Below are 21,985 nucleotides of genomic sequence, written 5' to 3' on the forward strand. Positions count from 1 at the left end.
GGGGGTACTACTGGCCGCGCTTGCGGTTGCGCAGCTCCAGGCCGGCTTCCTTCGCGTAGCGGGTGATCAGGGCGGACTCCAGCCCCGACGCCTCGGACAGCTCGTAGACGGTGCGGGTACGGTCCGGGTAGGCGGCCACGACGGCCTCGCGGCGCAGCCTGCGCATGTCGGTCAGCGTGGCGTCGACCTCGGACAGAGGCTCGCGCAGGGCCTCCATGATCTCGACGTGGGTGAGGCCAGCGTCCTCGAGGGCCTTGACCGCCTCCTGGAGGGCCTTGGCGGCGCCGGCCAGCTTCGTGCTCGGCTTCCTGCCGCTCATGATCCTCCTCGCGTGATGGTCCGGCTTCCCGGACGGGGGTACGACGTCATGTCTATCAGGCGGCCGGAGGGCGGTGCGAGGAGCGCCCGCACCGCCCTCCCTCAGTCCGGCTCGCCGGGGATGGCCGGCGCGCGCAGGAAGGGCGTGCCCTCGTGGAGCAGCGCTCCGATGTCGGACACCTCGAGCTCGACCGAGGTCGCGGCGCGCCCGGCGCGCTGGCGCAGGGAGCCGATCACGATCACGCGGTCGCCCGCCCTGTACGTGTCGGCGATCAGCTGGGCGAGGCCGCGCCAGGCGACGCACCGCAGGAGCAGCGGCCCGGCGGCGGCACGGCGCTTGCCGCGCTCGGCGAGGACGGGGCGCTCTTCGAGGATGAACGTGACGTTCTGGACGGGGCTGCCCGGCATGCGGTGAAGTTCGGGGCTGCTGCTGATGCGGCCGATCCACATCTGGGTGCTCATGGGTCACCTGTCCTGTCCAGCCAGGCCGCCGGCCAGCGCGGCGGCGTTGAGCTCTTGCTGCTGGGTGAGGCGTTCGACCAGGTCGGCCTGTTCCTCGAAGATCCGCCGCAGGTGGGGCTGGGCGTAGGTCTCGGCGAGCTCGTCCAGTGCCATGCGCAGTTGCCAGGTGAGCCGTTCCTGCGGCGCGGTGTAGTGGGTGCGCGTGGCGGAGGCCGTGTAGATGGAGACAAGGCGCGCGGAGATGCTCCAGCGGCGGCCGGAGCAGACGTAGTAGTGGATCCGCAGGGTCCGGCGGGTGGGGCCGGACTCCTGGTAGGCGAATCGCACCTCACCGAGGCCGGGCAGGTGGATCCAGTCGCCGTCTCGGGCGGCCCGGTGAAGGTCGTCGCCGTCGGGCGCTATCGGGGTGATGCTGCTGCGGCGAACGTGGGTGATGGACTCGCCGGCCTCGTCCACGAGGGTGTGGCATCCCTCGTCGCGGCCTTCGATGTCCTGGCCGTGGTCGTCGTCGCAGTCGTGGACGGTGGCGGTGAAGGTGAGTCCGTGAAGCTCGGTGATGCTGCCGTGGTAGCGGACCGGGAAGCCTGCCATGTCGTGTCCCCCTGTGAGGCTGCTGGCTGTGGAGCGGGCCGGGAGGTTCCGGCCCGGTGTGGCGCGCCGGGGCCCGCCGCAGTGCGCTGCGGCGGGCCCCGGCGGCCTGTCAGCAGATGCTGGCGATGTACCGGCCGATGGCGTCCCGCAGACCCTGGGGCTCCAGCGCCCCGAGCTCGTCCAGGAGGTGCGCGTTGTAGGCGGTGAGCACGCCCCCGTCGTGGTGCGGCAGGGTTCCGTGGTCAGCGAACCGGAAGTGGTTGACGTCCAGCTCTCCAGCGCGGTGGGAGAGCACCCGGACGGTGATGCCGTCGTACCACTCGTCGCGAATGGCCTCCGCCAGGGAGGCGACGAGGATGACGTCCCCGACCCGGCACACTTGCCTGATGCCCGAGACGGCGCCGCCGACGAGCGGGCGGATCTTGGTGAGGGCGTCTCCGTGGTTGACGCGCGGCATGTTGGCTCCTTGGTTGGGCCGGGGTTCGCTGGCCCCGGCTGGCAGTACCAGCCTCCATCGATAACAGACTCAGGTCAACTATGTAGACCAGAGACCGTTCTGATGAGGCTCGACTGGCCCACCATCCTCGGGACCGGCCGGCAGGTGCGCGCCGAGCGTGGCTTCGACGAGTCCACTGATGGTCCTCAGCGCCTCGTTCCAGCCGGCCGACCACGCGTCCTCCCCACGCTGCGCACCGAGGGACACGATCGAGGTCAGGGCCACCACCATGGCCGGCACCGGCACCTCGACTACGCGGGTCGCCCCGCCATGCCCGTGGATCGCCTCGACGCCCTTCGCGCGATCCCACGCGACGGTCGAGCCCCACTCCCCCCGCCAGCGGGTGACTGCAGCGGAGCCCGCGGCGGTCGAGAAGAAGCAGCCCTCGGCGACTGTTCCGGTGCCCGAAACCCCGGACACGTCCACGTCGCGGCGCAGCACGTACGGGGTGGGCGGCGCCGGGTGGAACTGCTCGAACAGGGCGGCCAGGCGGTCTGCGAGGTTCACGCTGCGTCCCGCGCCGTGTGGGTGCCCTTGGGGTCCTTGCGGATCGAGCTGCCGGCCTCCGGGAGCGCCCGCCGGCCATCCGTGAGGTCCTTGAGGCGCTGGTGGGGACGGAAGCGGGGCACGCGACGCGCGGGGATCGTGACCCTGTCGCCGGTCTGGGGATTGCGGGCGAGGCGGCTGGCGCGCTCAGCGGGCTCGAAGACGCCGAAGCCGGTGACGGAGACCGAGCCCCCCTCGGCGAGGGTCCGGGCGATGGCGTCGAGTACGACCTCGACGGCATCGGCAGCGGCGCGCCGGCTCCCGAGCTGAGGAGCGACGCGGTCAATGAGGGCGTTCTTGTTGACGTTCATGAAGGGGTTCCTGTCCTGGCTAGGGGCGGGGTCGGGGTTGGTGCCGGGCCGGGCACCGGGGGGTCGTCACGGCGCCCGGCCCGGGGCATAGGGGCCGCTACACGGCGAGCTGCGGCGCGGGCGCCGGGGCCGGGCTGGGCGCGGGCAGAGTCGGGGTGACGACCGGCTTGGCCGGGCCGGGCGGCGTGGCGCAGCCGGGCTGGGCGGGCTGGAATGCCGGGATGGCGGGCGGCTGGCTGGGGGTGTCGGCGGTGCGCGCCACGGCGGCGCCGCTGATGGTGCCGAGCACCAGTCCGGCGAGGAGAGAGCCGACAAACAGAGCGGGGCTGCGCATGGCGGGATTCCTTCCTGGGTTGGGGGCCTGACCGGCCCCGCACGGGGCGGGGCCGGTCAGGTTCCGGTCAGTGGCCAGTCGGACGACTGGGCACCACAGGCGGGACGCTGGTCGGGACGGGCGAGGGGTTGGAGGTTGCCGACGGGCTCTGCGCCGGGGCCGGGTTCACGGTCGCGGTGGGCGAGGGGGCAGGCGCGCAGATCGTGGACGCGCCGGTCGGGGCGGGCGCCCCCGTGGGGGCGGTCTGGACGTGGGTGACCGTCACGGTGACGGTCGGGACGGGGGCGGGCTGCTCGGCCGCCTGGGTGACGAGGACCGGGGCGGGGGTGAGGCCCGGGGCCGGGACGGCGGGCGCCACCGGCAGGGCCGGGGCGGCCGGGGCGAGGGCCGGGGGCGCCGGGACCTGGGTCGGCAGGGCCGGGAGGGTGGGGGCCTCGGTGTTGAGCTGGGCCGGGGCGGCCGTCAGGGTCGGGACGAGGTTGGTCGGGACGGGCTGGGCGCTCGGGGCCGGGGTGGCGGCCGGGCGGCCCATCACGACGGAACCGGCGACGAACCCGGCGGCGGCGAGGCCGAGGGCGACCACGGTCCGCTTGTCGAGGCGCTTGGCGGCCGGGCGGGTGCCGGTCTCGCTCTGAGCGTTGGCCTCGGTGGCGGGGGTGTCGGTCATGGGGCTGTGACTCCTTGTGCGTTGGGCCGGGGCTTCGCGTTTCCCCGGCTGGCAGGACCAGCCTCGCACATAACAGACCTGAGTCAAATAACCATACCTCGGTAACTTTAGGTGCGGGGTGGGCACTCAAAGCGCCCACCCCACAGGCAAGTTGGAGACCTACCGGGCGCGCAGGCCGTGAGCGGTCTGGAAGGCGTACAGCCACGTCACGGGCCCCGTCAGCCCGTCAGCCGGCCCGAGATCGTCGATGTAGTGCTCCTGGAGCGCGGCCACCTTCTCCAGGTCCAGCGGCTCCATGTCCTCGCTCGGCCCGACGCGGTACGCCGGCCCCCAGTCGCCGGTCTGGAGCCAGGTCTGCAGCTGCTTGGCGTAGGGGCTGTGCACTCCCAGGACGAAGTAGTCGCGGCCCGGGAACGGCGGGGCGGGGATCTGGAACTGCTGCCCCACCTGGATCAGGTCGGGGTCGGAGATGCCGTTGAGCGTGACAAGCTGCGTCACGCTGGTCTCGAAGCGGCCGGCGAGGGCGCTGAGGGTGTCGCCCGGCTGCACCGTGTAGACGCCGGCGCTGTCGCCGGAGGGCTGCGGGCCTGGGCGCGCCCTGCTGAACCCACGCGTACAGGTCGTCGCCGGGGCAGTCGGTGGCGTACCCGTCCCGGTGGCCCCGGACTTCGCTGCCGGCGCCCCCCCTCGCTGCGGCAGTAGTCGATGGCGTCGACCAGGCCGTCGAGCATCTCGTCGGTCGGCGAGGTGATACCGGAGGTGCCGACCATGGCGCACACCGCGTAGTGGCCCGCGTTGAGCGTCGGGTTGCCGTTCGCCCCGTTCCGGTGACCGAGGCCGCGCCCCTCGTGCACGTAGCCGTGCGGGCACACGACGAACGAGTACGCGATGTCGATCCAGCCCTCCGAGGTGTTCGCCATGTGCGAGGCCTGGATCGCGCGGACGTGGCCGGCGCACCGGCCGTGGTCGCCCAGTAGGGCGTCGGGCACCGGGGAGCCCTCGTAGTGGATCTTGACGCCCCGGGTGGAGCTGATCCGGGTGTAGGAGCCGGTGGGGGCGGCTGCGCCCCACTCGGAGCGGGAGACGAGCTTCATCGGCCCGCCTCCCGCCCGCAGGCGGCCCGGCGGTCGCTCTTCTGGTTGGTCGGCACGGTGTCCTCCCAGGTGGGGTGGTTGGTGTGCCGGGGAAGCTATGCCGGGGCCATCGTTAAGGTCGCGCCGTCAGCTATCGGTCTTCTCGACCAACACGCCGTCCTCGTAGACGAATCGGCGCGTCCGCTCGTAGTCGGCGAGCAGGAAGACTGGCACCAGGCCGCCGCCCTCGGCGGGCATCAGCCCGGCGCCGAAGGTGCTGGCCAGGACCATCACCCACTCCCGGGGCTTGGCCTCGGAGAACCCCTCGGGCACCGCGGTTCCCTCGGGGATTCGGCGCTCGGTGGCGCGCCGGGCGTGCTGGCGGGCGATGTGCGGGCACAGGCGCAGGGCGGCTTCCGCGCACTCCTCGTGCATCGGCGGGTCGGAGTAGCCGCCCGTCTGTGCCGACTTGGGCCCGCCGAGGAACGCGGCGAGTCCCGACATCGGGCGTGTGCACAGCGAGCATCGGCCTGCGAGGGCCAGCTTGATCGCGGTCCGGCCGTTGATCGACAGGAAGTCGGCGGTACCGTCGGACCGCTCGTTGACGGCGGGAATCGGCAGGCCGCGCCGCTGGTCGATCGGGCGGGCGGCAAGGCCCGGCGGCAGCTCGGGCATGGTGGGCTTCGACATGGTCTCCTCCAAGGCGCCCCCGTCGCATGGGGGCTGGCAACTGGTGGGCCTCACCCGCGCCGGCGTCCCCTGTCCGACGGTCCTGGCCAGTGCGAACCCGCTCCGGACCTGTGGAGCGCCGGGCCCACATGCGGGAGGTCCGGGCAAGAGCCCGGCGCGGGTGGGCCCGCGCCACCTTCCCCACCGCCGCCGGGCAGGGACAACAGGCTCAGCGCACCGGTCGCACGATGCCGTCCGGGGCCGCCCCGCCGCTGTCCAGAAGGTCCTGAGAAACCCAGTACGGGGCCACCAGGACCGAGTCCGCGATGGCCCGGCCCGGGCCCTTCCACACGGTCTTCTGGTGCCCGCCCCGCTGGTGTGGGTACTGCCTCCTGCCGGATCCCCCGACGGCCGCGTGGCTGCCGCTGCGCCGGGCCTCCTGGGCACGCACCCGTGCGGCCTTGAGCATCGGGCCCAGCCGCCAGCCGACCCGAAGGAAGGGCTCCCGCTTCTTGCGCTGCCTGCCGCGTTTGGCGGCCTTGCTGCGAGGAGCAGCCGGGAGCGTGATGTCCGCCTTCGAGGAACACAGGTACACGGCGATCTGCAGAACGCGGGTGATGACGTCGAGGTGGCCGTCCGTCGGCTCATCGAGGCCGGCCTTACGGGCGAGGCGGCCTGCGAGATCCCCGGTGGTGAACCGCGCGCCGGTCCCGACCGGGATCGTGCAGTGGATGTACTCGAGCGGCGCGAGGCGCGCGCCTGCTGGGGGCGGCAGCGGCGTGCCGTCCTCCGCGAGCGGCTCGGCGATCGCGATCACGGCGATCTCCCCCATCCGACCGTCGGAGGTCAGGCACAGGAGCCGATCGCCGCTCAACCGGCCGCAGAAGAAGATCGCGAGCAGGCGGCCCTGCCCGCCTCCGGTCAGCGTGATGGTGGGCGGCTGCGCGAAGATCGCGGCCGGGTTCGGGTGGTGCAGGTTGCGGAACAGCTCCCCGGGCAGCTGTCCGACCCTGTACGACCACAGCTCCGACACCATATCGGGGTGCATCGCGTAGACGTTCTTCGCGCGGGACCACAGGCGCCAAGTCGCACCGAGCGTCGTCATCTGCCGGACCTGGGCCAGGCTCAGTACGTCCTGCGGGAGGGCGCTCAGCAGCATCCCTCCGTTGATCGCGTGGTCCGGCAGGTCGCCGAGGCCGGCCGCTCGCAGCACGCTGTCCGCCGACCGCATCTCGCTCACCACCCGATCAGCGACCTCGGCGGCCTGGCGCCCCAACTCGACGTCCTTGCTGGCCATGCGGTTGCTCCTATCCCCCCGGGCTCCTGCGGCCCGACTGCACCCACACTCACCAGCCGGGGCAAAGGCGGACAACAGCCTTAGATGGCAGGAGACTTGGTCGATCAGGACTCTGGGCCCTCGATGAGCTCGGCGTCGACGACCTGCGCGTCCTCCTCCAGCTCGGCCGCGAACTCCTCGCGGATCTGAGCCAGGCGGGCCGCCAGCCGGTCGATGCCCTCGCCCACCCCGCCCGGCGCCGGCAGCTCCCCACCCCTCGCGGACGCAACCTCGATCCGGGCCTGCGCCGCGCGGCCGAACGACTCCGGCGCGAGGCACGCCAGAAGAAACTGCGCCGCCCGCCAGTCCGGCTGCGCGAAGTCCCGCTCCGTCTGCACCACCTGCTGGCCCGTCTCCGGGTCACGCACCATGCGGGTCCGCTCCCTCAGCACATGCCCGCCCTGCGCCGCCTTCCGCACCAGCAGCACCAGCTGCGCTTTGCCCTCGCTACGCGCGCGCATGAACCTGTCGCGAAACTCGCGAAACTGCCGCTCCCCTGCCCTCGCCCGCTGGCCGGCCTCGACGCGCTGCTGCTCCTGCTCCCCCCGTTCCAGCCACCGGTACACCGTGCTGGCATGCACGCCGGCCATCGGCGCCGCATCGCTCACCGGCACGCCGGCGCGCACCGCGTCCAGCAGCCTCTTCTCCACCTCCGGTTCGAGGGCTGGGCGGCGGCCACGGCGGCCAGGACGAGGGGTATCCACAGTGGGGACGGTATGTCGAACAGCAGGTCAAGGGCGCTCCGACGTCCGCCCCGGCACACACCCCGGGGCAGACGTCCGGCGGCTGTCAGGCGGGAGCGTCCGAGCGGGCGGCCCGACGCTCCCGGAGCCGCCTGTGGGTCTGCTCGGGGCTGGGGTGCACCCAGGCGTGCCAGCCTGCCTGCTCGGTCCACTGGCGGGCATGCCCGCGCTCGGGGAGTCCGCAGTGGGCGCAGCCGCCAGGGTCGACGGCCGGGGACGGTTCGGCGTTCATGGCTTCCTCTTCGCTGGGGTCGGGGTAGTCCGGGCAGGGCTGCGCCCGGTGCCCCGTCGGGGCACCGGGCGCAGCTGCAGGGCTTCTACTCCCAGCCGAGGGTGTAGACGAACTCGTCGTACGCGTAGCCGGTCGCGCCGCTGGCCAGCGGGGGCAGAGTGACCACGGCCGCCGGGTTGCCGCTCTCGTCCATCGTCAGGTCCTCCACCGGCCAGCCGAGGGTGGTCTGCCGGGGGCCGTCCTCGGTCTCCCACACCGTGACCACCAGGGCGTCGTCCGGCAGGCCCACGAGCCGCCCCCACAGCATGGAAGCGCTCATGGCGTCCTCGACGGTGTTCACCTGCGGCAGGCCAACCACGCAGACCCGGCGGCCACTCTCGTCGCGGACATGGGCCTGGACCGGCCAGCCGACGACGGCCCAGCCGGACCCGTCGTCGGTGGCGCGCTCGGCGACGACCAGGGCGTCGGCCGGCATCTCCAGCAGCCTGGCTCGGAGGGCCGAGACCCGCAGGACGCCTGCGGGCACCTCAAGGGGGACAGTCAGCAACATCGTTGGTCTCCTTGACCGGTAGGCGGCCGGGATTCGCGGTCCCGACCTGGCTCTGCCATCCTCCACCGACACAGCGCGCCTTGGGCACAACTGCCGCGCTCTGTCAGGACGGTGAAGGCATCAGGGCGAGAACCTCAGCGTGACGGGCCAGGTCGGTGTCCAACACCCCGGTGAGGTGGGTGGTGACCATCGCCGCGTCGTGCGCCCGGGCGCCGCGCAGGGTCATGCAGGCGTGCTGGGAGCGGATCAGGCACGCCGCGCCCTGGACGTCGAGGTGGGCGTCGAGGGCTTCCACCACCTGTCGGCCGAGGCGCTCTTGCACCTGCGGACGGGCGGCGTACTCCTGGGCGAGGCGGGCCAGCTTCGACAGGCCCACGATCTGGGCGCCGGGCTTGGGCAGGTAGGCCACCGTCGCGCGTCCGGGGAACGGCAGGACGTGGTGCTCGCACAGTGCCACGAACGGCACGTGGACGGCGGCGATGATGCCGGGCCGCTCGTCCTCGGGCGGGAAGGTCACCTTCAGGTGCCGGGCCGGGTCGAGGTGGACGCCGCTGGTCAGCTCGGCGAGGGCCTTCGCCATGCGGCGGGGCGTGTCGGTAGTGGACTCGCTGTCGCACGGGATGCCGAGGGCGGCGAGCAGGCCGGCGGCGTGATCGGTGGCGGCGGCCAGGTCGATGCCGTCGGGAAGGGTGGTGGTCATCGGTTGCGCTCTCCAGGCCACAGCAGCACGTGCTGCCGCATCGACAGATTCCAGTTCTGGCCGATCACGTGCTCGGCCAGGGAGCGCGCCACGTCGATGGTGCGCTCGGCGGTGGTTCCTTCCGGCATCACCCACACGGCGTGCGGGGGGATGTGGAAGCGCTCGACCAGGGCGGCGATCTCCTCGAGGTCGTCCGGGCCGGTGGCGACGAACTTGAAGCGGGCCCGGTCGCGGTGGGACAGCTCCGCGAACGCTGCCAGGGCCTCGGGGACGATCCGCCGGTCCTCGTCGTCGCCGGCGTTGGCCAGCTTCGGGCTGACGTTGAAGGTCAGCCGCGGTACGCCGAGGGTGACTGGCTGGGGCACGAGGGTGCCGTTCGTCTCGACCTCGACCCGGCGAGTGGTGTGGCGCAGCACCGCCATCCACGACCGCCAGCCGTCGGTCTTCTGGTGCAGCAGGGTCTCTCCGCCGGTGATGACGACGAGGGCGTGCGGGTGCGCGGCGGCCCACTCGGCGAGGTCGACGACCGGGACGCGGGTGATCTCCTTGCGTAGGTCGAAGCGCTTGGCGTCCCACGAGTACGGGGTGTCGCACCAGGTGCAGCGGAGGTTGCAGCCGCCGAGCCGCAGGAAGAGGGCGAGCCGCCCGGCGGACGGGCCTTCTCCCTGCACGGTGGGGCCGAACTTCTCCACCACGGGCAGGCTGGCCGGCAGAACGAGTGCGCTCACTGCTGCGCCGCCGTCCACGAGGCGGCGTTGACCGCGGTCTCGGACACGCGCACGTGGGAGACGACCGCGCCGGCGGCCCTGGGCAGGGTGTGCAGGGCGTCGGTGGCGACCCGGCTCAGGAGCTCGGCGACGGCTTCGACGCTCGGCCAGCCGAGGTCGGCGGCGTGCCGCTCCTGCTCGGTCGGGTCGTCCGCCCCGAACCGGAACAGCTTGCTGCCGTGCCCGGCGAGGATGGGCGCGAGCGGGTCGGCGTGGCCGAGCATGGCACCGTGGTCGAGGAACGTGTCGATCCACTCGCGCAGGGCCCGCTTGAACCCTCCGAACTCCACGACGGTGCCTGCCGCGAGGTTGGGCGAGGTGACGGTGATCTCGGCCCACCAGCTGTGACCGTGCAGGTTCTCGCACTTCCCTGCGAGGTGCGGGAGCCTGTGGGCGGTCTCGAAGTTGTGCCGCACGGTGACGGCGTGGCGCACGGTGAGGGCGCTGTTGTCGCTCATGCCTTGTCCTCCTTCGGCAGACGGATGACGGCGCCGGCCTCTCCGTCCTCGGAGACGGCCACCTCGTCCAGGCGCAGGCCCATCGCGGCCAGGTGCTCGGCGAGGGTGCGGGCCAGGGCCTCGCACGAGGCGGGGCCGCACTCGCGATCGCCGGGCCCCCACCAGGCGCGGATGTAGTCTGCGAGGTCGTGGAACTCGGTGTCGCGGTCGTCATGGCCGACGTGGACGCTGGCGCGGATGTGGAACAGGTGGCGGTGCCGGGCGCGCAGGTAGGCGCGGTGCTCCGGAGCGGCCGGCCAGTGGTGGAAGCCCGGCAGCCGGACCTCCGCCCACACGGTCGCGGTCGCCACGCCGGGGGTCGTGATCATGGTGTCTCCTTGTCAGTGATGGGCGGGTAGGACTGCTGGCCGAGCAGCCGCTCCCTGGTGGTCCGCGAGAGGGTCCACACGGTGGTGGTGGCCTCGACGGTCTGCGCGCACATGAGGCAGCAGGCCGTGCGGCCTCGTGTCGGGTGCGCCGGCTGGTCGAGGTCGTAGCTGAACCCGCGGTCGATGACTCCGACCTTGCGCAGCAGGGCGGAATCGACGCGGACGTCGGGCCAGCGCAGAGGGCCGAGCCAGGTGGAGGAGTCGCAGGAGTCCGGGGGCACGGCCAGGCACCACTCGTTGACCGTCAGGCCGAGCACGTGCACCCACAGGTCGGGGTACTGGCGGTGCCGCTCCCACAAGGTGTGCAGGAGCCTCAGCCGCACCGGGGTGGGCGCCTGGACGACGTTGCCGAAGCAGATCCGGTCGTAATGCTGCGCCAGCTCGTCGAAGTAGTCCCAGCCGTCCACCAGCGGGTGGTAGACCGGGATCGGGGCGAGCCCTTCGCCCTCCAGCCGGGCGCGGGTGCGGATCTTGTTGTCCCGGCCGCCCTGGTCCAGCTCGATGTAGCCCCACAGACGGTCCCCGTGGCGCTGCACCAGCTCGACGTAGCGGGTGTACAACTCCTCGAAGCCGTCGATCTCCTCGGGAGCCAGGCGCAGCGCCTCGTCCATCGTCACGCCGGGGTGGGCCCGCTTGTGCCGGTTGGTGAGCCAGAAGATGCCGCTGTCCAGCAGGACCTGATGGCCGGCATCCAGGAGGGCCACGAGGCGCCGTTCGTGGCCGGCGGTCAGCAGGTCGTTGGTGGCGAGCAGCACGTGGCGGGGGTAGTGCTCGGAGTCGCCTGCGGCGAAGTAGATGTGCCGCTCGTCCTTGTCGAAGGCGCCGCCACCGGTCTGCCGGATGGCGGGGCGACGGGTGCGGGGGCTCATCGGAGCGTCTCTTCTCGGTCGAGGCGGGCGGGGGTCGGGCTGCCGGTCAGCTCCTCGAGGCGGTGCGCCGCGTGGTGCCAGCAGCGGCCGAGCGCGGTGGCGGCGTCCGCGCAGATGCGCGCGGCGGCCTCGTAGGAGGCGGTGTCGCCGGGCGCGTACCGGAAGCCGGCGGGCAGGTTGCCGACGCGGCGCAGCAGGGCGGTCTCGATGCGCTGGTGGTTCCAGCGCAGCGGGGCGAGCCAGGAGGAGGAGTCGCAGGAGTCCGGCGCGAGAGGCAGGCACCACTCGTTGGCGGTCAGGCCGAGCGTGTGAATCCACAGGTGTGGATAACTGCGTCGCCGCTCCCACAAGGTGTGCAGGATGCGCAGCCTGACCGGGGCCGATGCCTGGACGACGTTGCCGACACAGATCCGGTCGTGCTGGGACGCGAGCTCATCGAAGTAGTCCCAGCCGTCCACCAGCGGGTGGTAGACCGGAATCGGGGACAGGCCCATGTCCTGGAGCGCGGCGCGCTGCGCGCGCTTGTGCACGAGGCCGCCCTGGTCCAGCTCGATGTACCCCCACAGCCAGTCCCCGTAGGTCCGAGCCAGGTAGACGTACCGGTCGCGCAGTTCCTCGAAGCCGTCGATGCTCTCGGGCGGCAGCGCCAGGGCCTCGTCCATCGACACCCCGTGCGCGCGCCGGTGCCGGTTGGTCAGCCAGAAGATCCCGCTGTCGAGGAGCACACGGTTCCCGGCGTCCAGGAGGTTGCGCAGCCGCTGCTCCTCGGCGTCGCCCATCAGCTCGTTGACCGCGGTCAGGACGTACGGGCCGGCGTTGTACTCCCCTCCGCCGGCGGTGAAGTAGATCGGCCGCTCGTTCGGGTCGAACGTTCCCCCGGCGGTCGGCAGGACCGTCGTCACGACTCGTCTTCCACGAGCACGGGCTCCTGCCCGCTGATCCGCGCCCACTTGTCGAGGAGATGGCCCGCCAGGTAGCGCTCCGGCTGGACCATGACCAGCCGGCGGCCCATCGCGCGGTCGGCGAACGGGGCGAGCGGGGTGGGGTAGGGAAGGAACAGGCTGTCGTCGATGAGCAGCGGCGACCAGCGCGGCCATCCGTCGAAGACCTCGGCGACCACAAGGCGGTGGTCTCCCAGCTCCCAGACCTGGCCCTTCTCGACCTGGTGCTCCGGTTCGCCGACGGTCACGCCAGCCAGAGCGAGCAGGTCACCACGGGTGGGCTGGTCCGGCTCGTCGCCCGTCTCCTCGGTGTCCCCGTCCGTGCCCGCGCCGGCGGCTCCGCCGGAGTCGAGGTCGGCGAGGAGAGCATCGAGCTGACCGTGGTCGAATCCGGTGGCGGCGAACAGGTCGGTGTCCACCGCCTCCAGGCTCGACAGCATGTCCGCCAGGCCGGCTTCATCCCATCCGCCTCGCGTGGTCAGGTGGTTGGAGGCGATGAGGTAGGCCTCGGCGTGCGCGTCGTCGCGCGAGGCCCAGCCCCGAACCACCGGGACCGTCCAGCCACCGTCCTCGGTGACGACCACGCCTTCGGGCGCGTCCTTCCCGGCGTCACGACGGCGCGCCAGGGTCTCGTAGCGGCCGTGGCCGGCCACCAGGCGCCCGGTGCGCTCGTCCATGAGACCGGGCTCGGTGAAGTCGAACTGCTCGACGGACAGATCCAGCCCGCCGTCGTCGTGCCCTTTCGGGTTGCGCGCGGCGGGCTGGATGTCGTCCAGCGGCATGTAGTCGATGTAGCGGGGGGCAACCATGAGCGGGGAACCTAGGCGGCCTCCCCCGTTAGGTCGCGTCGACCGAACTGCCCAATGGCCGGTGAGGGTTCAGTTCTCCTCGGCACGGTTCGGGAGGTGGGTGCTCTGCTCGCTGCGGATGAGCCGGGCCCGGGTGGGGCCCTGGCGGCTGAACGGGTCGCCATAGGCCGCCACGAGCGAGTCGTAGATCGGAGTGCCGGCGTCGCGCGCACCGCCGATCGTTGCCACGGGCGCCGCGACCGGGACAACGACCTGTGCGGCGGGCAGCCCGACCGGCAGGGCAGGACGGGAGGCGAACCAGGGGGAGGCGGACGAGTCAGCCGAAGATCCAGGGCTGGTCATGGCGATACAGATCCCTTCAACTCTCTTGATGAACATGGACGTTAAGAAGATCTATCGGCGAGGTCGCGGCGAGCCTGGTATTGGAAGTGCGGCCAAAGCCCGCCACGGCCGTGCAGCGCGCCGCATACGACGCGTGCCGCGTTTGGCGGCCTTACGCGCTCTTGCTGCCGCGCCTCGCGGCCCGGACGCGCCGCACCTCGTCGCGGCCGCCGGTCTGAACCCGCTTCGTCGGGTAGTCCAGCTCGGCGAGGGACGGCCGCTCACCGGGCGGGGTGTCCCAGAACGCCTCCAGCTGCCGCACGCGGGCCGTCACGTCCGGCTCCGGGTCCTTGAGGCGCCCGCCCGTCCGGACGTACTCGTACTCGCCGTAGGTGTCGTAGGGGACGCCCTCCAGCAGGGTCTTGGCGATGGACTGCTGCTTCTCGGCGTCGGACTTCGCGGCCCGGTGCCGGTCGTACTCCGCCAACGCCCACTCAATGTCGGTTTTGTCGGCGATGAGCGTGTAGGACTCCGGGGACCGGCCCGCCTTCTCCGCGCCGGCCATGTTCCAGCAGTGAATGCGGGCTGGGCAGTACCGTCGGCAGATCGGGTCGTTGCTCGGGCCGGACCGGTCGCGGGGCAGCTCGGTGCCGAGGTCGAGGGCCGTGGCGATGGCGGTCAGCCGGGCCAGCGCCCGCCTGGCCGCGTTCTCGTCGTAGGGCCTCGCGAACTCCTCGTCCGCGCCGCTCTTGCGCTCGAAGTAGATGATCCGCACCTCGCGGACCGACTCGCCTGCCAAGGCCAGGGCGAGGGCGTACAGCTGCGCTTGGTCCCAGACCTCCTCGGCCGGGCCATTCGCGCCGACCTGGGACCACTGCCAGTCCCCGGCGGTCTTGAAGTCGTACAGGATTCCGGTGATCGGGTCGTACTCGTCGTAGCGGCTTGGCCGGTCGAGTCCCGGCAGGGTGACGCGCTGCTCGTACAGCCGCCACGGGTAGAGCGCGCGGCGCCGTGCGGCAACCGAGTCGTGGATGAGGGTCCCGGCGGTCGCCGCGCGCCGGTCGGTGGGAGCCGGGGTGTAGCCGGGGGGCGGGTTCTCCCGGTACCAGATGGCCCTGCGGCAGGACGTGGTGTCGGAGGCCCCGATCGACCAGTGCCCTTTCGGCCGGGGGGCGCGGCGGCTACGCCGGCGCGTGCGGTCGTACTCAGCGAGGTCCTGTCCGAGGCTGCGCCCGGTTCCGGCCTCAGCACGCTCCCGCAGGACGTCCGCCGGATCGCGGCGGTACCTTCCGCATCCTGTAGGGGCGTGGCCGCCGGAGCGCTTCCTGCCCCGGTGGACGTGGCGGGGGGCGCCGCAGCGGCAGGGCAGCATGCGGGGGCCGATGGTGGTGGCAGCGGCCGCGAGTTCGCGGGCACGCTGGATGAGCGAGGGGTCCAAGGTGATTCCCGAAGGTGGGCAGGCCGGCCAGCCGCGCGAGGGCGACTGGTCGGCCTGCGGGTAGGTGGTGGCGCTCAGGCCCGATCGGTGGCGCGGCGACCCCATGCGCGGTGGTCGGGGTTCTGGCGAACGAGCATGCCGCCGTCGGCGAGGTACTGGGCGGCGGCCTCGTTGTATTCGCGAAGTGCGGCGACGGCGTGGTCTCGAAGCCCGTCGAGGAGCTGGCTCAGTTCTTCGGGTGTGGCTTCGGTGGTGTTCTTGCCGTTGGATTCGCGCCAGCGCCGGGTGATCTGGGTGACGTTCCTGCCGAGGGCGGCCGCGTAGGCGCGCACTTCTGCGCGAAGCTCTTCGAGTGTCGGCGGCCCGGCGGTGTCGTCTTGCGACTGACTCGGCTGATCGCTGTCCGGGTCGGCGCCGGGGTCGTGGTCCTCTGTCGCGCTCTCCACGACGGTGCCTCGGATGACCACCGGGCCGGGCTGGGCCGCCTCCGAGCGGGCAGCGCGTCGGCGCGCTGCGCCTTCTTCGCGGGCAAGCTCTCGCTGCTCGGCGTCCGCTCGGCCCATCTCGTCGTGCTCGTAGATGCCGGTCAGCTCGCGGGGGAACGCGACACGCCACGCCTGGGCCTCGGCCACCTTGCCGATCATGTGGGTGCCCATCCCCGGCCACAGCCCGGAGAGGATCTTGTTGCCGGTCCTCGTGCCGTCGCCGGTGTGCGGGTCGCGGGTCCACTCGTCCTTGGTGACGGCGAACTCCTTGAATAGGGAGACCGCCTGAGAGATCGTCCGGTCGCCCGCGATGCTGTAGTGCTCGATGCGGCACATGGCGGCGGCCGGGTGCTCTTCGCCGAGCCAGACGTCGACCCACCGGCGACGGTTGATGCCGTCCTCGCCCGCGACCCACCACTTCGGGTCGTCTTCGGGGCCGGTCCAGAACGGGCCCTGGCGGCGGATGAAGCGCTTGGTGCGCTGGCCTATGTGCCGGAACCCGTCGATGCCGGTCTGGGCGGTGTAGATCAGCTCGTCGGGCTTGTTGTACACCTTGCGCGTGCGCCCGATGTAGTAGATCTCGCGGCGGAACGGGTCCAGGCCCGTGCTCTTGCAGATGTGGAAGAACGCGACCTGCTCGTGGGTAGGTGCGTTCGCGAGTCCGATCGAGGCGAGGGCCGATCGCTGCGCCTTGGTCCAGAACCGCTGCTCAGCGGTGATCTCCAGGACCTGGTCGGCGTTCTGGATAGCCATCTCGACGCGGTTGTCGTTGAGCGGTGTGATGGGCTCGGGCGCGGCCGGCGCATCCTGCCGGACGGCAGCAGGCTTGTCCTGCTGAGTAGTTGTCACCGTGAGGTGCCTTCCTTATCTCCGTGGCGGCACCGGGGTTCGCAGGCCCCGGTGTGGCTGCCTGCGTCTACCCTCCCGCTCCGGGACGCCCGTGGGAACACCTCACCACGTGGCCAAATCGGCTGCGGAGACTGGAGATTAGGAAGAGTGGCCGCCGGGCCAGCGGGGTGCGAATCCCGCCCGGATTCTCGCGCTCCCCTGATAGGAGACAGCCCCGAAGGGTTGGTTGCCAGAGCACGAGGCCGGTCGGCCCGGCGGTCACATCTTCACTCTAGGGTACGGCCGGCGCCAGCCGAAGGCTGATCACCAACCGGAACGGCGGTCCGGGGCGGTCGCCCGCTCCAGTGCGCCGGCCCCGGCGTGCTGCCACAGGCCGTCGTAGAACGTCTTGGACGCCACGACGGCCAGGGCCACGGTGGTCAGTGCGGTCTGGGCATGCGCGATGTCGCCGCGGGCCAGCACGGTGACGATGCCGACGACGGCGGAGGCCACGGCGCCGACCACGGCGCGCACCGGCTTGGTCCAGTGCGGCTGCTGGATGAGGGCGGTGACCCAGGGGGTGATGGCGCCGAGCAGCAGGCCCCACGCCTCGGTGTCGTTGAGGAGGTCGTTCACTGTTGTCTCTCCCGGTGCTGGTGGTGTGCGGGTCGGATTTGGCGGTCATAGAGGCCAGGTGGCGACCAGGGCGAGGGCTGCGCCGGCCAGGTAGCGGCTGGTGAACCGGTAGCGGGCCAGGATGCTGGCCGGTGTGACTACTCCCGGGGTGGCCGTTCGTCTCTTGACAGCGCGGCGGGCAGGCCGGCCAGGGTCAGGCCGGTGACGATCACGCTGGGGTCCGCCGGAGGTGTCCACACCTCCCGGACGATCACGGCCATGCCGAGGACGAACAGGACCAGGTCCCGTATCGTCCTCAGCCCGGTGATCTCGCGCCATCTGGTCCTCCGTCGGGGTCGTCGGCCAGCCGGTTCCTGCTGGCCGTCCGGGGGCCGTTCCACAGCGGGGGACGGTAGGACGGGGAGGCCGTTAGGGTCGCGTCGAGGCGGCCTGGAGCTCGGCGATGGTGGCCTCGAGTTCGGCGATTCGCTGCGCCTGCTCGCTCTCGCGGAGGGCCCGCGCGGCGTTCTCCTCCCGGGCGAGCGCAAGTTCCGCCTGCGTCTGGCCCCAGGCCTCGGCCATCTGAGCGCCAAGGCGGGAGATGTACTTGTCCGCTTCGACAGCGACGGGCGGGGTGGCGGGCTGCATGGTGTCTCCGATCATTGGGCCTGGCGGGGTGAGTCGGTGGCTTGGGGCTCTTGGGCGGGCCGGGCGCACTGCTCCCGCAGGTGCCGGACGCCGGCGCGTAGCAGGGCGGCCTCGGCTGGGGTGAGCCGGCGGCGGTCTGCTGTTCCGAGCAGGTGGTCGAGTTGGTCTGGAGTGGGCCGCTCGTTCATGCCGTGTCGTCTCCGCTGTCGCGCCGGTGGGCGTCATCGCGCCGGGGCACGGCAGAGTCCCACATCGGGGTGGTGAAGGTCGCCGGGAAGGTCGGAGGCGTGGAGGCCTCGGCCGGGACAGGGGCCTGGGTGGCGCCGAGCTGCTGGCGTGCCTGCTCGACGAGGGCAGTCTTGGCGGCGACGCCCGCGGTGGTGATGCCGTGGTTGGCCCGGATCAGGTCCAGCGGGTCCCGGGCCGGCGAGGACGCGGTGCGCTTGGTCGCAGTCGGGGTGGACGGAACAACGTGGATACGGGTCCGCTTGGTGTGAGCGATGCGCTCGAGGTGAGCGGCGCGGGCGGTTGCCCGGTCGGGGGCGTTGTGCAGGGTGATCGGCGCTTCCTCACCGACCTGCAGACCGTGCAGAGCCTGGGTGGAGGGGGCTGTGAAGCCCTTGGCGGCGGCAGGATCACGCTCGCGGTGCTCGATGGGGTCCGGGACGAATGGCTCGTGCAGAAGGATGTCGAGGATCTGGTTGATGCCGGCGGCGGTCGTGTGGTCGATGTCGTACTCGGCGGCCCGCCACTCCAGCGAGGAGGTCGGGAAAACGGTGACGTGGTGCCCACCATCGGGCCGCTGCTGGCGCACCTGCCAGCACTCGGTGGGCCCGACCCGGACGACGCTCGCGTCTACGACTCGGTACTGCTCGGGCATGTGGGTCACTTCCTGTCTCAGATGCGGAATGCCCAGAAGCCCACGCTTCCGTCTGGGCTGGTGGATTCGAGACCGACGGTGAAGCCGGTGCGAGAGGACGCGGTGACCTGCCACTTGCGGAGGGCCCGCGAGTCCCGGAAGGTCACGATCGGCACCATGTCCGAGTTCATGGTCGGACCGAAGCCGAGTGACACGGCGGCCCAGTTGTTCTGCTGCACGGTGCCAGTGAACAGCCCTCGATCGGGCTCGGCGTACCAGTAGTTCGGCCAGGTGCCCTTGTACTGGAGGGCGGCGTTGTCGAGCCAGATCTCGCTGCTGGAGCCGTCATCGTTGCGCCGGCCGAAGGTGGGCCCCCAGCTCTGGGCGGTGACGTAGCTGTGCACCTTGTCCTCCATGAGGTAGGTCAGCGCCGCCCCTTCGGTGGCGTTCATCCGCACTGCTCCGCCCCAGGGCATCTGGTTGTCCGTGCGGATGGTCTCCAGCGCGGAGACGTACTCGGTGAGGTAGAGGCGGTAGGCCGCTGTCTGCCCGTTGGCGGGGAAGGTGCCGGAGTTCAGGCCGATGTAGGCGGCTCCGTTGTTGCCGCCGATGGCGTTGATGAAGGCGTAGTTGCTGCCGTTGGTCGGAAAGAAGCGGATCTCCGGCAGGCCGCCGCCGGGGTTGATCTCGATCCGCTGGCCGGCGACGCCGCTCGACAGCCCGCCCACGATCTTCACAGAGCCGTTGGCCGCTGCGATCGCGACCGTCTGGACGCCGTCGGCGTTCCAGGCTCCGATGCCTCCGGAGTTCAGTTCCACCCTCGCGCCGCTCTCGGCCGTCTTGATGCGGGCGGAGACCGTGACGTCGGCCTTGAGCTGTCCGACCGTCAGCTTGCTGGCCGAGACGGTGCCGATGTTCGCGTCCTGGATCGTGGCGAGGGCGATCTTCGCGCCGACGATCGTGGCGTCGGCGATCTGCACGGCCCCGATGATGTTGGCCGGGAACTCCAGGGCCTCCAGCGCGAGCATGTCGATCTCGGTGACCGAGGCGGCGCCGCCGTCCACGTTGAGCAGCAGGTGGGGGCGGACGTACCGCACGTTGGGGTGGAGGCTGGCGGGCTTCTGCGGGTCGGGCTGGGTGGTCCAGAACGGTCCTGCAGCGGGGCCGTAGCCCTTGAGGAACCCGGTGAGCGTGACCCAGCCGCCTCCGGGCGCGAGGGCCGTGGCATTGGCGGCAACGGTGAACGGCAGGTCGACCGCATTGGTGCCGGCGGTGTTGATCCGGGTGAGGCCGTCGGCGGCGATCCCCGTGAGGCCGGCGGTGATCTTGCAGGCGGTGCCGGCGGTCTGCCGCACGCGCACGGACATGCGGTACAGGACTGCCGGGTCGAGGAGCAGGTTCTCGGACCACTCCAGGCGCAGCACCTTGGAGGCGACGAGGGCGCGGGCGCCGGTTGGGGCGTCCGGCCTGGCGGCAGTGCTCCACGTGGCGTCGGCGTCGCCGGAGGTCTTCACCCACCGCGGGTCGTCGGAGGCGAAACCGGTGAAGAAGGAGGTCTGGAGGCTGGCGCGCTCGACGTCCGCCCACTTGCCTGCGGTGAGGATCTTGTCGGCGAGGTCGGAGCCGATCACCATGTCCGGGATCGCGGAGACTTCGGCGGACGGGGCGGAGGCGTTGCCTGCCCTGTCTACGGCCCGGAACTTGAGGTAGTAGGTGGTGCCGTAGTTCAGGCCGGTGACTGGTGCGGCGGCCGCGCCGGTCAGCCGGTCGACCACGGTCGCGGCGGTGGGGGTGAAGCCGGCGGCGGTGGAGGCGTGGACCTCGAGGGCCGCGAAGTCGGCGGGCATCGTCTCGCCCTGGGCGCCGCGCCCGTCCCAGGTGGCGCGGATGCCGCCGATCAGCCGGGCGAGGACGGGCTTGGACGGGATGGGCGGCGGTGTGGTGTCGGTGGCGAGGATGAGCTCCTCGGACAGCTGCCAGCCGGAGGAGTTCCCGGAGGCGTCGACGGTGCGCACGCGGGCCTGGACACGCTGGCCGGCGGGCAGCTGGTCGTAGTGCGCGACGGTGCCGTTCACAGCCTGCTCGGGCGACCACTGCGGGGCCTGGCCGCCGATGGGCAGGCCGGGCAGCAGGTACGAGACGAAGTAGTTCCCGGCGTCGTCGTACACGGTGCCGTCGGCGTTGTCGGTGACCTTCGGCCAGGACACGGCCAGGGCCGCCTGCTGCTGGCCCTCGGAGTCCAGGTAGGCCCACGAGCCGACCAGCACCGCGGCCGGCGCCTTGGGCGCCACCGTGTCGTTGCGGTCGCCGAGCGGCGGCAGCGGGGTGCGGGAGGCGGAGGCGGCGCCGTTGGTGAGCGCGTCCAGGCGGCGCTGGATGCGGATGCGCTGCTCCACGAAGACGTCGTTCAGCTCGAGGGAGCTGGTCGGCTGGCCGCCCTCGTCGTAGGTGGTGGCGATGGTCCGCACCCGCAGGGGCTCCAGCGTGGCCGGGTCGGTGCGCCGCTGGTCGTAGCGGATGTAGTCGCCGGGCTGGTAGTCGATCCCTGGGCGGTGCTGGGTGGCGGCCGGGTCGAGTTCGATGGTGAAGCCCTCGGCGGCCGAGGTCATGCCGCCGAGGGTGACGCGGGCCAGCTCGGCGAGGGTGGCGGCGTCGGTGATGCCGCCGCGCCCGTCGAACGCCTCGCGGCGGCCGAAGCGGGCGGCGGCGGTGGCGTCGACGACCTCGGCCAGGGCGCCTCCGTCGCCGGCGGCCAGGAGGTGGGAGCGGACGGTGCGGCGGGAACGCTGCCGGGGGCCCTTGAGGACGTCCCGGCCTAGGTAGAGCACGATGGCGGGGTGGTCGGTGGCGCAGACGGTGTCGGGCACGTAGGCGCGCAGCCGGTAGCCCTCCATCCGGACGTCGGCCCAGCCGGCGCCGGTGATGGCCTGCACGGTCTTGAGCAGGTCGCCGCCGGCGTCGTACTGGGCTGTGTAGGTGGTGGGCCAGGGCCGCCCGGCGCTGTCGGTGGCGGAGGTGAAGTCCCAGGTGACCTCGGGGAGCGCTCCGCGGGCTTGGGCGCGCTGCAGCAGGGTGGCGAGGATCGCGCCGGGGCTGGCGTTGACGAACGGGAAGTGCGGGTCGAGGCCGATGACCGGCGCGCCAGGGGTGTGCCCGGCGGGGTAGATCAGGGCACGCTCCAGCAGGGCGAGGGATCCTCGGCAGCCGACCTGGACGGGCCGGGCCTCGCCGCCTCCGTCGGCCGGGTCGTCGCCGTCGTCCTCGAGGAGGTACCGCTCCGGCCGTTCGGTGCCGTCGATGACGAGCGCGATCCGCGGGTCGTCGCCGGCCAGCAACGCGGCGCTGGGGGCGTTGCGGGCGTAGGAGAAGGTGAGGGCGCCGGGCCCGTTGTGCTCGGACTGGACCTTCAGGTCGCTCGGGTAGGGCAGCAGCCCGAGCAGGGGCCCGCTCGGACTGTAGACGCGCAGGTGGATGGCCACGGTGGTTGCTCC

Annotated in this window: 31 protein-coding genes; all 31 read right to left on the bottom strand. The window is 72.0% G+C overall.

Features of this window, described 5'->3' with window-relative positions:
• Positions 1-7: 7 nt before the first annotated feature.
• Entirely contained in the window at positions 8-319 is a 312-nt protein-coding gene (locus AB0P35_RS12700; RefSeq protein ID WP_363509887.1) for a hypothetical protein, read from the bottom strand.
• 101 nt (positions 320-420) lie between these two features.
• Positions 421-780, bottom strand: coding sequence for a single-stranded DNA-binding protein (locus AB0P35_RS12705; RefSeq protein ID WP_363509889.1), 360 nt, complete (start codon positions 778-780; stop codon positions 421-423).
• Between the two features lie 3 nt (positions 781-783).
• Complete coding sequence (locus tag AB0P35_RS12710) at positions 784-1,371, bottom strand: hypothetical protein (protein ID WP_363509891.1); 588 nt, start codon at positions 1,369-1,371, stop codon at positions 784-786.
• 109 nt (positions 1,372-1,480) lie between these two features.
• A complete protein-coding gene (locus AB0P35_RS12715) occupies positions 1,481-1,828 on the bottom strand; it encodes a hypothetical protein (RefSeq protein WP_363509893.1) in 348 nt (115 codons plus the stop codon).
• Between the two features lie 78 nt (positions 1,829-1,906).
• Positions 1,907-2,374, bottom strand: a complete 468-nt coding sequence (locus AB0P35_RS12720) for a hypothetical protein (RefSeq protein ID WP_363509895.1) — start codon at positions 2,372-2,374, stop codon at positions 1,907-1,909.
• Positions 2,371-2,724, bottom strand: coding sequence for an HU family DNA-binding protein (locus tag AB0P35_RS12725; protein ID WP_363509897.1), 354 nt, complete (start codon positions 2,722-2,724; stop codon positions 2,371-2,373). Before AB0P35_RS12725 ends, AB0P35_RS12720 begins: the two co-directional genes overlap by 4 nt.
• A 97-nt stretch (positions 2,725-2,821) precedes the next feature.
• Positions 2,822-3,058 carry a hypothetical protein gene (locus tag AB0P35_RS12730; protein WP_363509899.1) on the bottom strand — a complete coding sequence of 79 codons (237 nt, stop codon included), beginning with the start codon at positions 3,056-3,058 and terminating at the stop codon, positions 2,822-2,824.
• A gap of 67 nt (positions 3,059-3,125) precedes the next feature.
• A complete protein-coding gene (locus tag AB0P35_RS12735) occupies positions 3,126-3,725 on the bottom strand; it encodes a hypothetical protein (protein ID WP_363509901.1) in 600 nt (199 codons plus the stop codon).
• 159 nt (positions 3,726-3,884) lie between these two features.
• Positions 3,885-4,223, bottom strand: coding sequence for a LysM peptidoglycan-binding domain-containing protein (locus tag AB0P35_RS12740; protein ID WP_363509903.1), 339 nt, complete (start codon positions 4,221-4,223; stop codon positions 3,885-3,887).
• Complete coding sequence (locus AB0P35_RS12745; protein ID WP_363509905.1) at positions 4,220-4,819, bottom strand: peptidoglycan recognition family protein; 600 nt, start codon at positions 4,817-4,819, stop codon at positions 4,220-4,222. The genes AB0P35_RS12740 and AB0P35_RS12745 overlap by 4 nt, the downstream gene beginning before the upstream one ends.
• A gap of 126 nt (positions 4,820-4,945) precedes the next feature.
• Positions 4,946-5,488, bottom strand: a complete 543-nt coding sequence (locus AB0P35_RS12750; RefSeq protein ID WP_363509907.1) for a hypothetical protein — start codon at positions 5,486-5,488, stop codon at positions 4,946-4,948.
• A gap of 208 nt (positions 5,489-5,696) precedes the next feature.
• Positions 5,697-6,764: a hypothetical protein gene (locus AB0P35_RS12755; protein ID WP_363509909.1), complete on the bottom strand. Its 1,068-nt coding sequence runs from the start codon at positions 6,762-6,764 to the stop codon at positions 5,697-5,699.
• A gap of 104 nt (positions 6,765-6,868) precedes the next feature.
• Positions 6,869-7,453, bottom strand: a complete 585-nt coding sequence (locus AB0P35_RS12760) for a hypothetical protein (RefSeq protein ID WP_363509911.1) — start codon at positions 7,451-7,453, stop codon at positions 6,869-6,871.
• 139 nt (positions 7,454-7,592) lie between these two features.
• The gene (locus tag AB0P35_RS12765) at positions 7,593-7,778 is read right to left on the bottom strand and encodes a hypothetical protein (RefSeq protein WP_363509913.1); all 186 of its coding nucleotides are present in this window, start codon (positions 7,776-7,778) and stop codon (positions 7,593-7,595) included.
• 85 nt (positions 7,779-7,863) lie between these two features.
• The gene (locus tag AB0P35_RS12770) at positions 7,864-8,328 is read right to left on the bottom strand and encodes a hypothetical protein (RefSeq protein WP_363509915.1); all 465 of its coding nucleotides are present in this window, start codon (positions 8,326-8,328) and stop codon (positions 7,864-7,866) included.
• A 103-nt stretch (positions 8,329-8,431) separates the two neighbouring features.
• Positions 8,432-9,028, bottom strand: coding sequence for a GTP cyclohydrolase I (gene folE / locus AB0P35_RS12775; RefSeq protein ID WP_363509917.1), 597 nt, complete (start codon positions 9,026-9,028; stop codon positions 8,432-8,434).
• Positions 9,025-9,756, bottom strand: coding sequence for a 7-carboxy-7-deazaguanine synthase QueE (locus AB0P35_RS12780; protein ID WP_363509919.1), 732 nt, complete (start codon positions 9,754-9,756; stop codon positions 9,025-9,027). Before AB0P35_RS12780 ends, folE begins: the two co-directional genes overlap by 4 nt.
• A complete protein-coding gene (locus AB0P35_RS12785) occupies positions 9,753-10,253 on the bottom strand; it encodes a 6-carboxytetrahydropterin synthase (RefSeq protein WP_363509921.1) in 501 nt (166 codons plus the stop codon). The genes AB0P35_RS12780 and AB0P35_RS12785 overlap by 4 nt, the downstream gene beginning before the upstream one ends.
• Positions 10,250-10,621, bottom strand: a complete 372-nt coding sequence (locus AB0P35_RS12790) for a hypothetical protein (RefSeq protein ID WP_363509923.1) — start codon at positions 10,619-10,621, stop codon at positions 10,250-10,252. The genes AB0P35_RS12785 and AB0P35_RS12790 overlap by 4 nt, the downstream gene beginning before the upstream one ends.
• Positions 10,618-11,550, bottom strand: coding sequence for a hypothetical protein (locus tag AB0P35_RS12795; RefSeq protein WP_363509925.1), 933 nt, complete (start codon positions 11,548-11,550; stop codon positions 10,618-10,620). The genes AB0P35_RS12790 and AB0P35_RS12795 overlap by 4 nt, the downstream gene beginning before the upstream one ends.
• Entirely contained in the window at positions 11,547-12,452 is a 906-nt protein-coding gene (locus AB0P35_RS12800) for a hypothetical protein (RefSeq protein ID WP_363509927.1), read from the bottom strand. The genes AB0P35_RS12795 and AB0P35_RS12800 overlap by 4 nt, the downstream gene beginning before the upstream one ends.
• A complete protein-coding gene (locus tag AB0P35_RS12805; protein ID WP_363509929.1) occupies positions 12,449-13,300 on the bottom strand; it encodes a hypothetical protein in 852 nt (283 codons plus the stop codon). The genes AB0P35_RS12800 and AB0P35_RS12805 overlap by 4 nt, the downstream gene beginning before the upstream one ends.
• 69 nt (positions 13,301-13,369) lie before the next feature.
• Positions 13,370-13,642, bottom strand: coding sequence for a hypothetical protein (locus AB0P35_RS12810; RefSeq protein WP_363509931.1), 273 nt, complete (start codon positions 13,640-13,642; stop codon positions 13,370-13,372).
• A 151-nt stretch (positions 13,643-13,793) separates the two neighbouring features.
• Positions 13,794-15,059 (bottom strand): hypothetical protein, encoded by a 1,266-nt coding sequence (locus tag AB0P35_RS12815; RefSeq protein WP_363509933.1) that lies wholly within the window; start codon positions 15,057-15,059, stop codon positions 13,794-13,796.
• Between the two features lie 74 nt (positions 15,060-15,133).
• The gene (locus AB0P35_RS12820; RefSeq protein ID WP_363509935.1) at positions 15,134-16,393 is read right to left on the bottom strand and encodes a recombinase RecT; all 1,260 of its coding nucleotides are present in this window, start codon (positions 16,391-16,393) and stop codon (positions 15,134-15,136) included.
• 303 nt (positions 16,394-16,696) lie between these two features.
• A complete protein-coding gene (locus tag AB0P35_RS12825; RefSeq protein ID WP_363509937.1) occupies positions 16,697-17,008 on the bottom strand; it encodes a hypothetical protein in 312 nt (103 codons plus the stop codon).
• 137 nt (positions 17,009-17,145) lie between these two features.
• Complete coding sequence (locus tag AB0P35_RS12830) at positions 17,146-17,388, bottom strand: hypothetical protein (protein ID WP_363509939.1); 243 nt, start codon at positions 17,386-17,388, stop codon at positions 17,146-17,148.
• A 28-nt stretch (positions 17,389-17,416) separates the two neighbouring features.
• Positions 17,417-17,635, bottom strand: a complete 219-nt coding sequence (locus AB0P35_RS12835; RefSeq protein WP_363509941.1) for a hypothetical protein — start codon at positions 17,633-17,635, stop codon at positions 17,417-17,419.
• A gap of 11 nt (positions 17,636-17,646) precedes the next feature.
• Entirely contained in the window at positions 17,647-17,823 is a 177-nt protein-coding gene (locus tag AB0P35_RS12840; RefSeq protein ID WP_363509943.1) for a hypothetical protein, read from the bottom strand.
• On the bottom strand, positions 17,820-18,515 hold the full coding sequence (locus AB0P35_RS12845; protein WP_363509945.1) for a hypothetical protein: 696 nt from the start codon (positions 18,513-18,515) through the stop codon (positions 17,820-17,822). Before AB0P35_RS12845 ends, AB0P35_RS12840 begins: the two co-directional genes overlap by 4 nt.
• Before the next feature lie 17 nt (positions 18,516-18,532).
• Positions 18,533-21,973 (bottom strand): hypothetical protein, encoded by a 3,441-nt coding sequence (locus tag AB0P35_RS12850; RefSeq protein WP_363509947.1) that lies wholly within the window; start codon positions 21,971-21,973, stop codon positions 18,533-18,535.
• Positions 21,974-21,985 lie beyond the last annotated feature (12 nt).

The sequence above is a fragment of the Kitasatospora sp. NPDC085879 genome (assembly GCF_040686255.1).
Lineage (GTDB): Bacteria > Actinomycetota > Actinomycetes > Streptomycetales > Streptomycetaceae > Kitasatospora.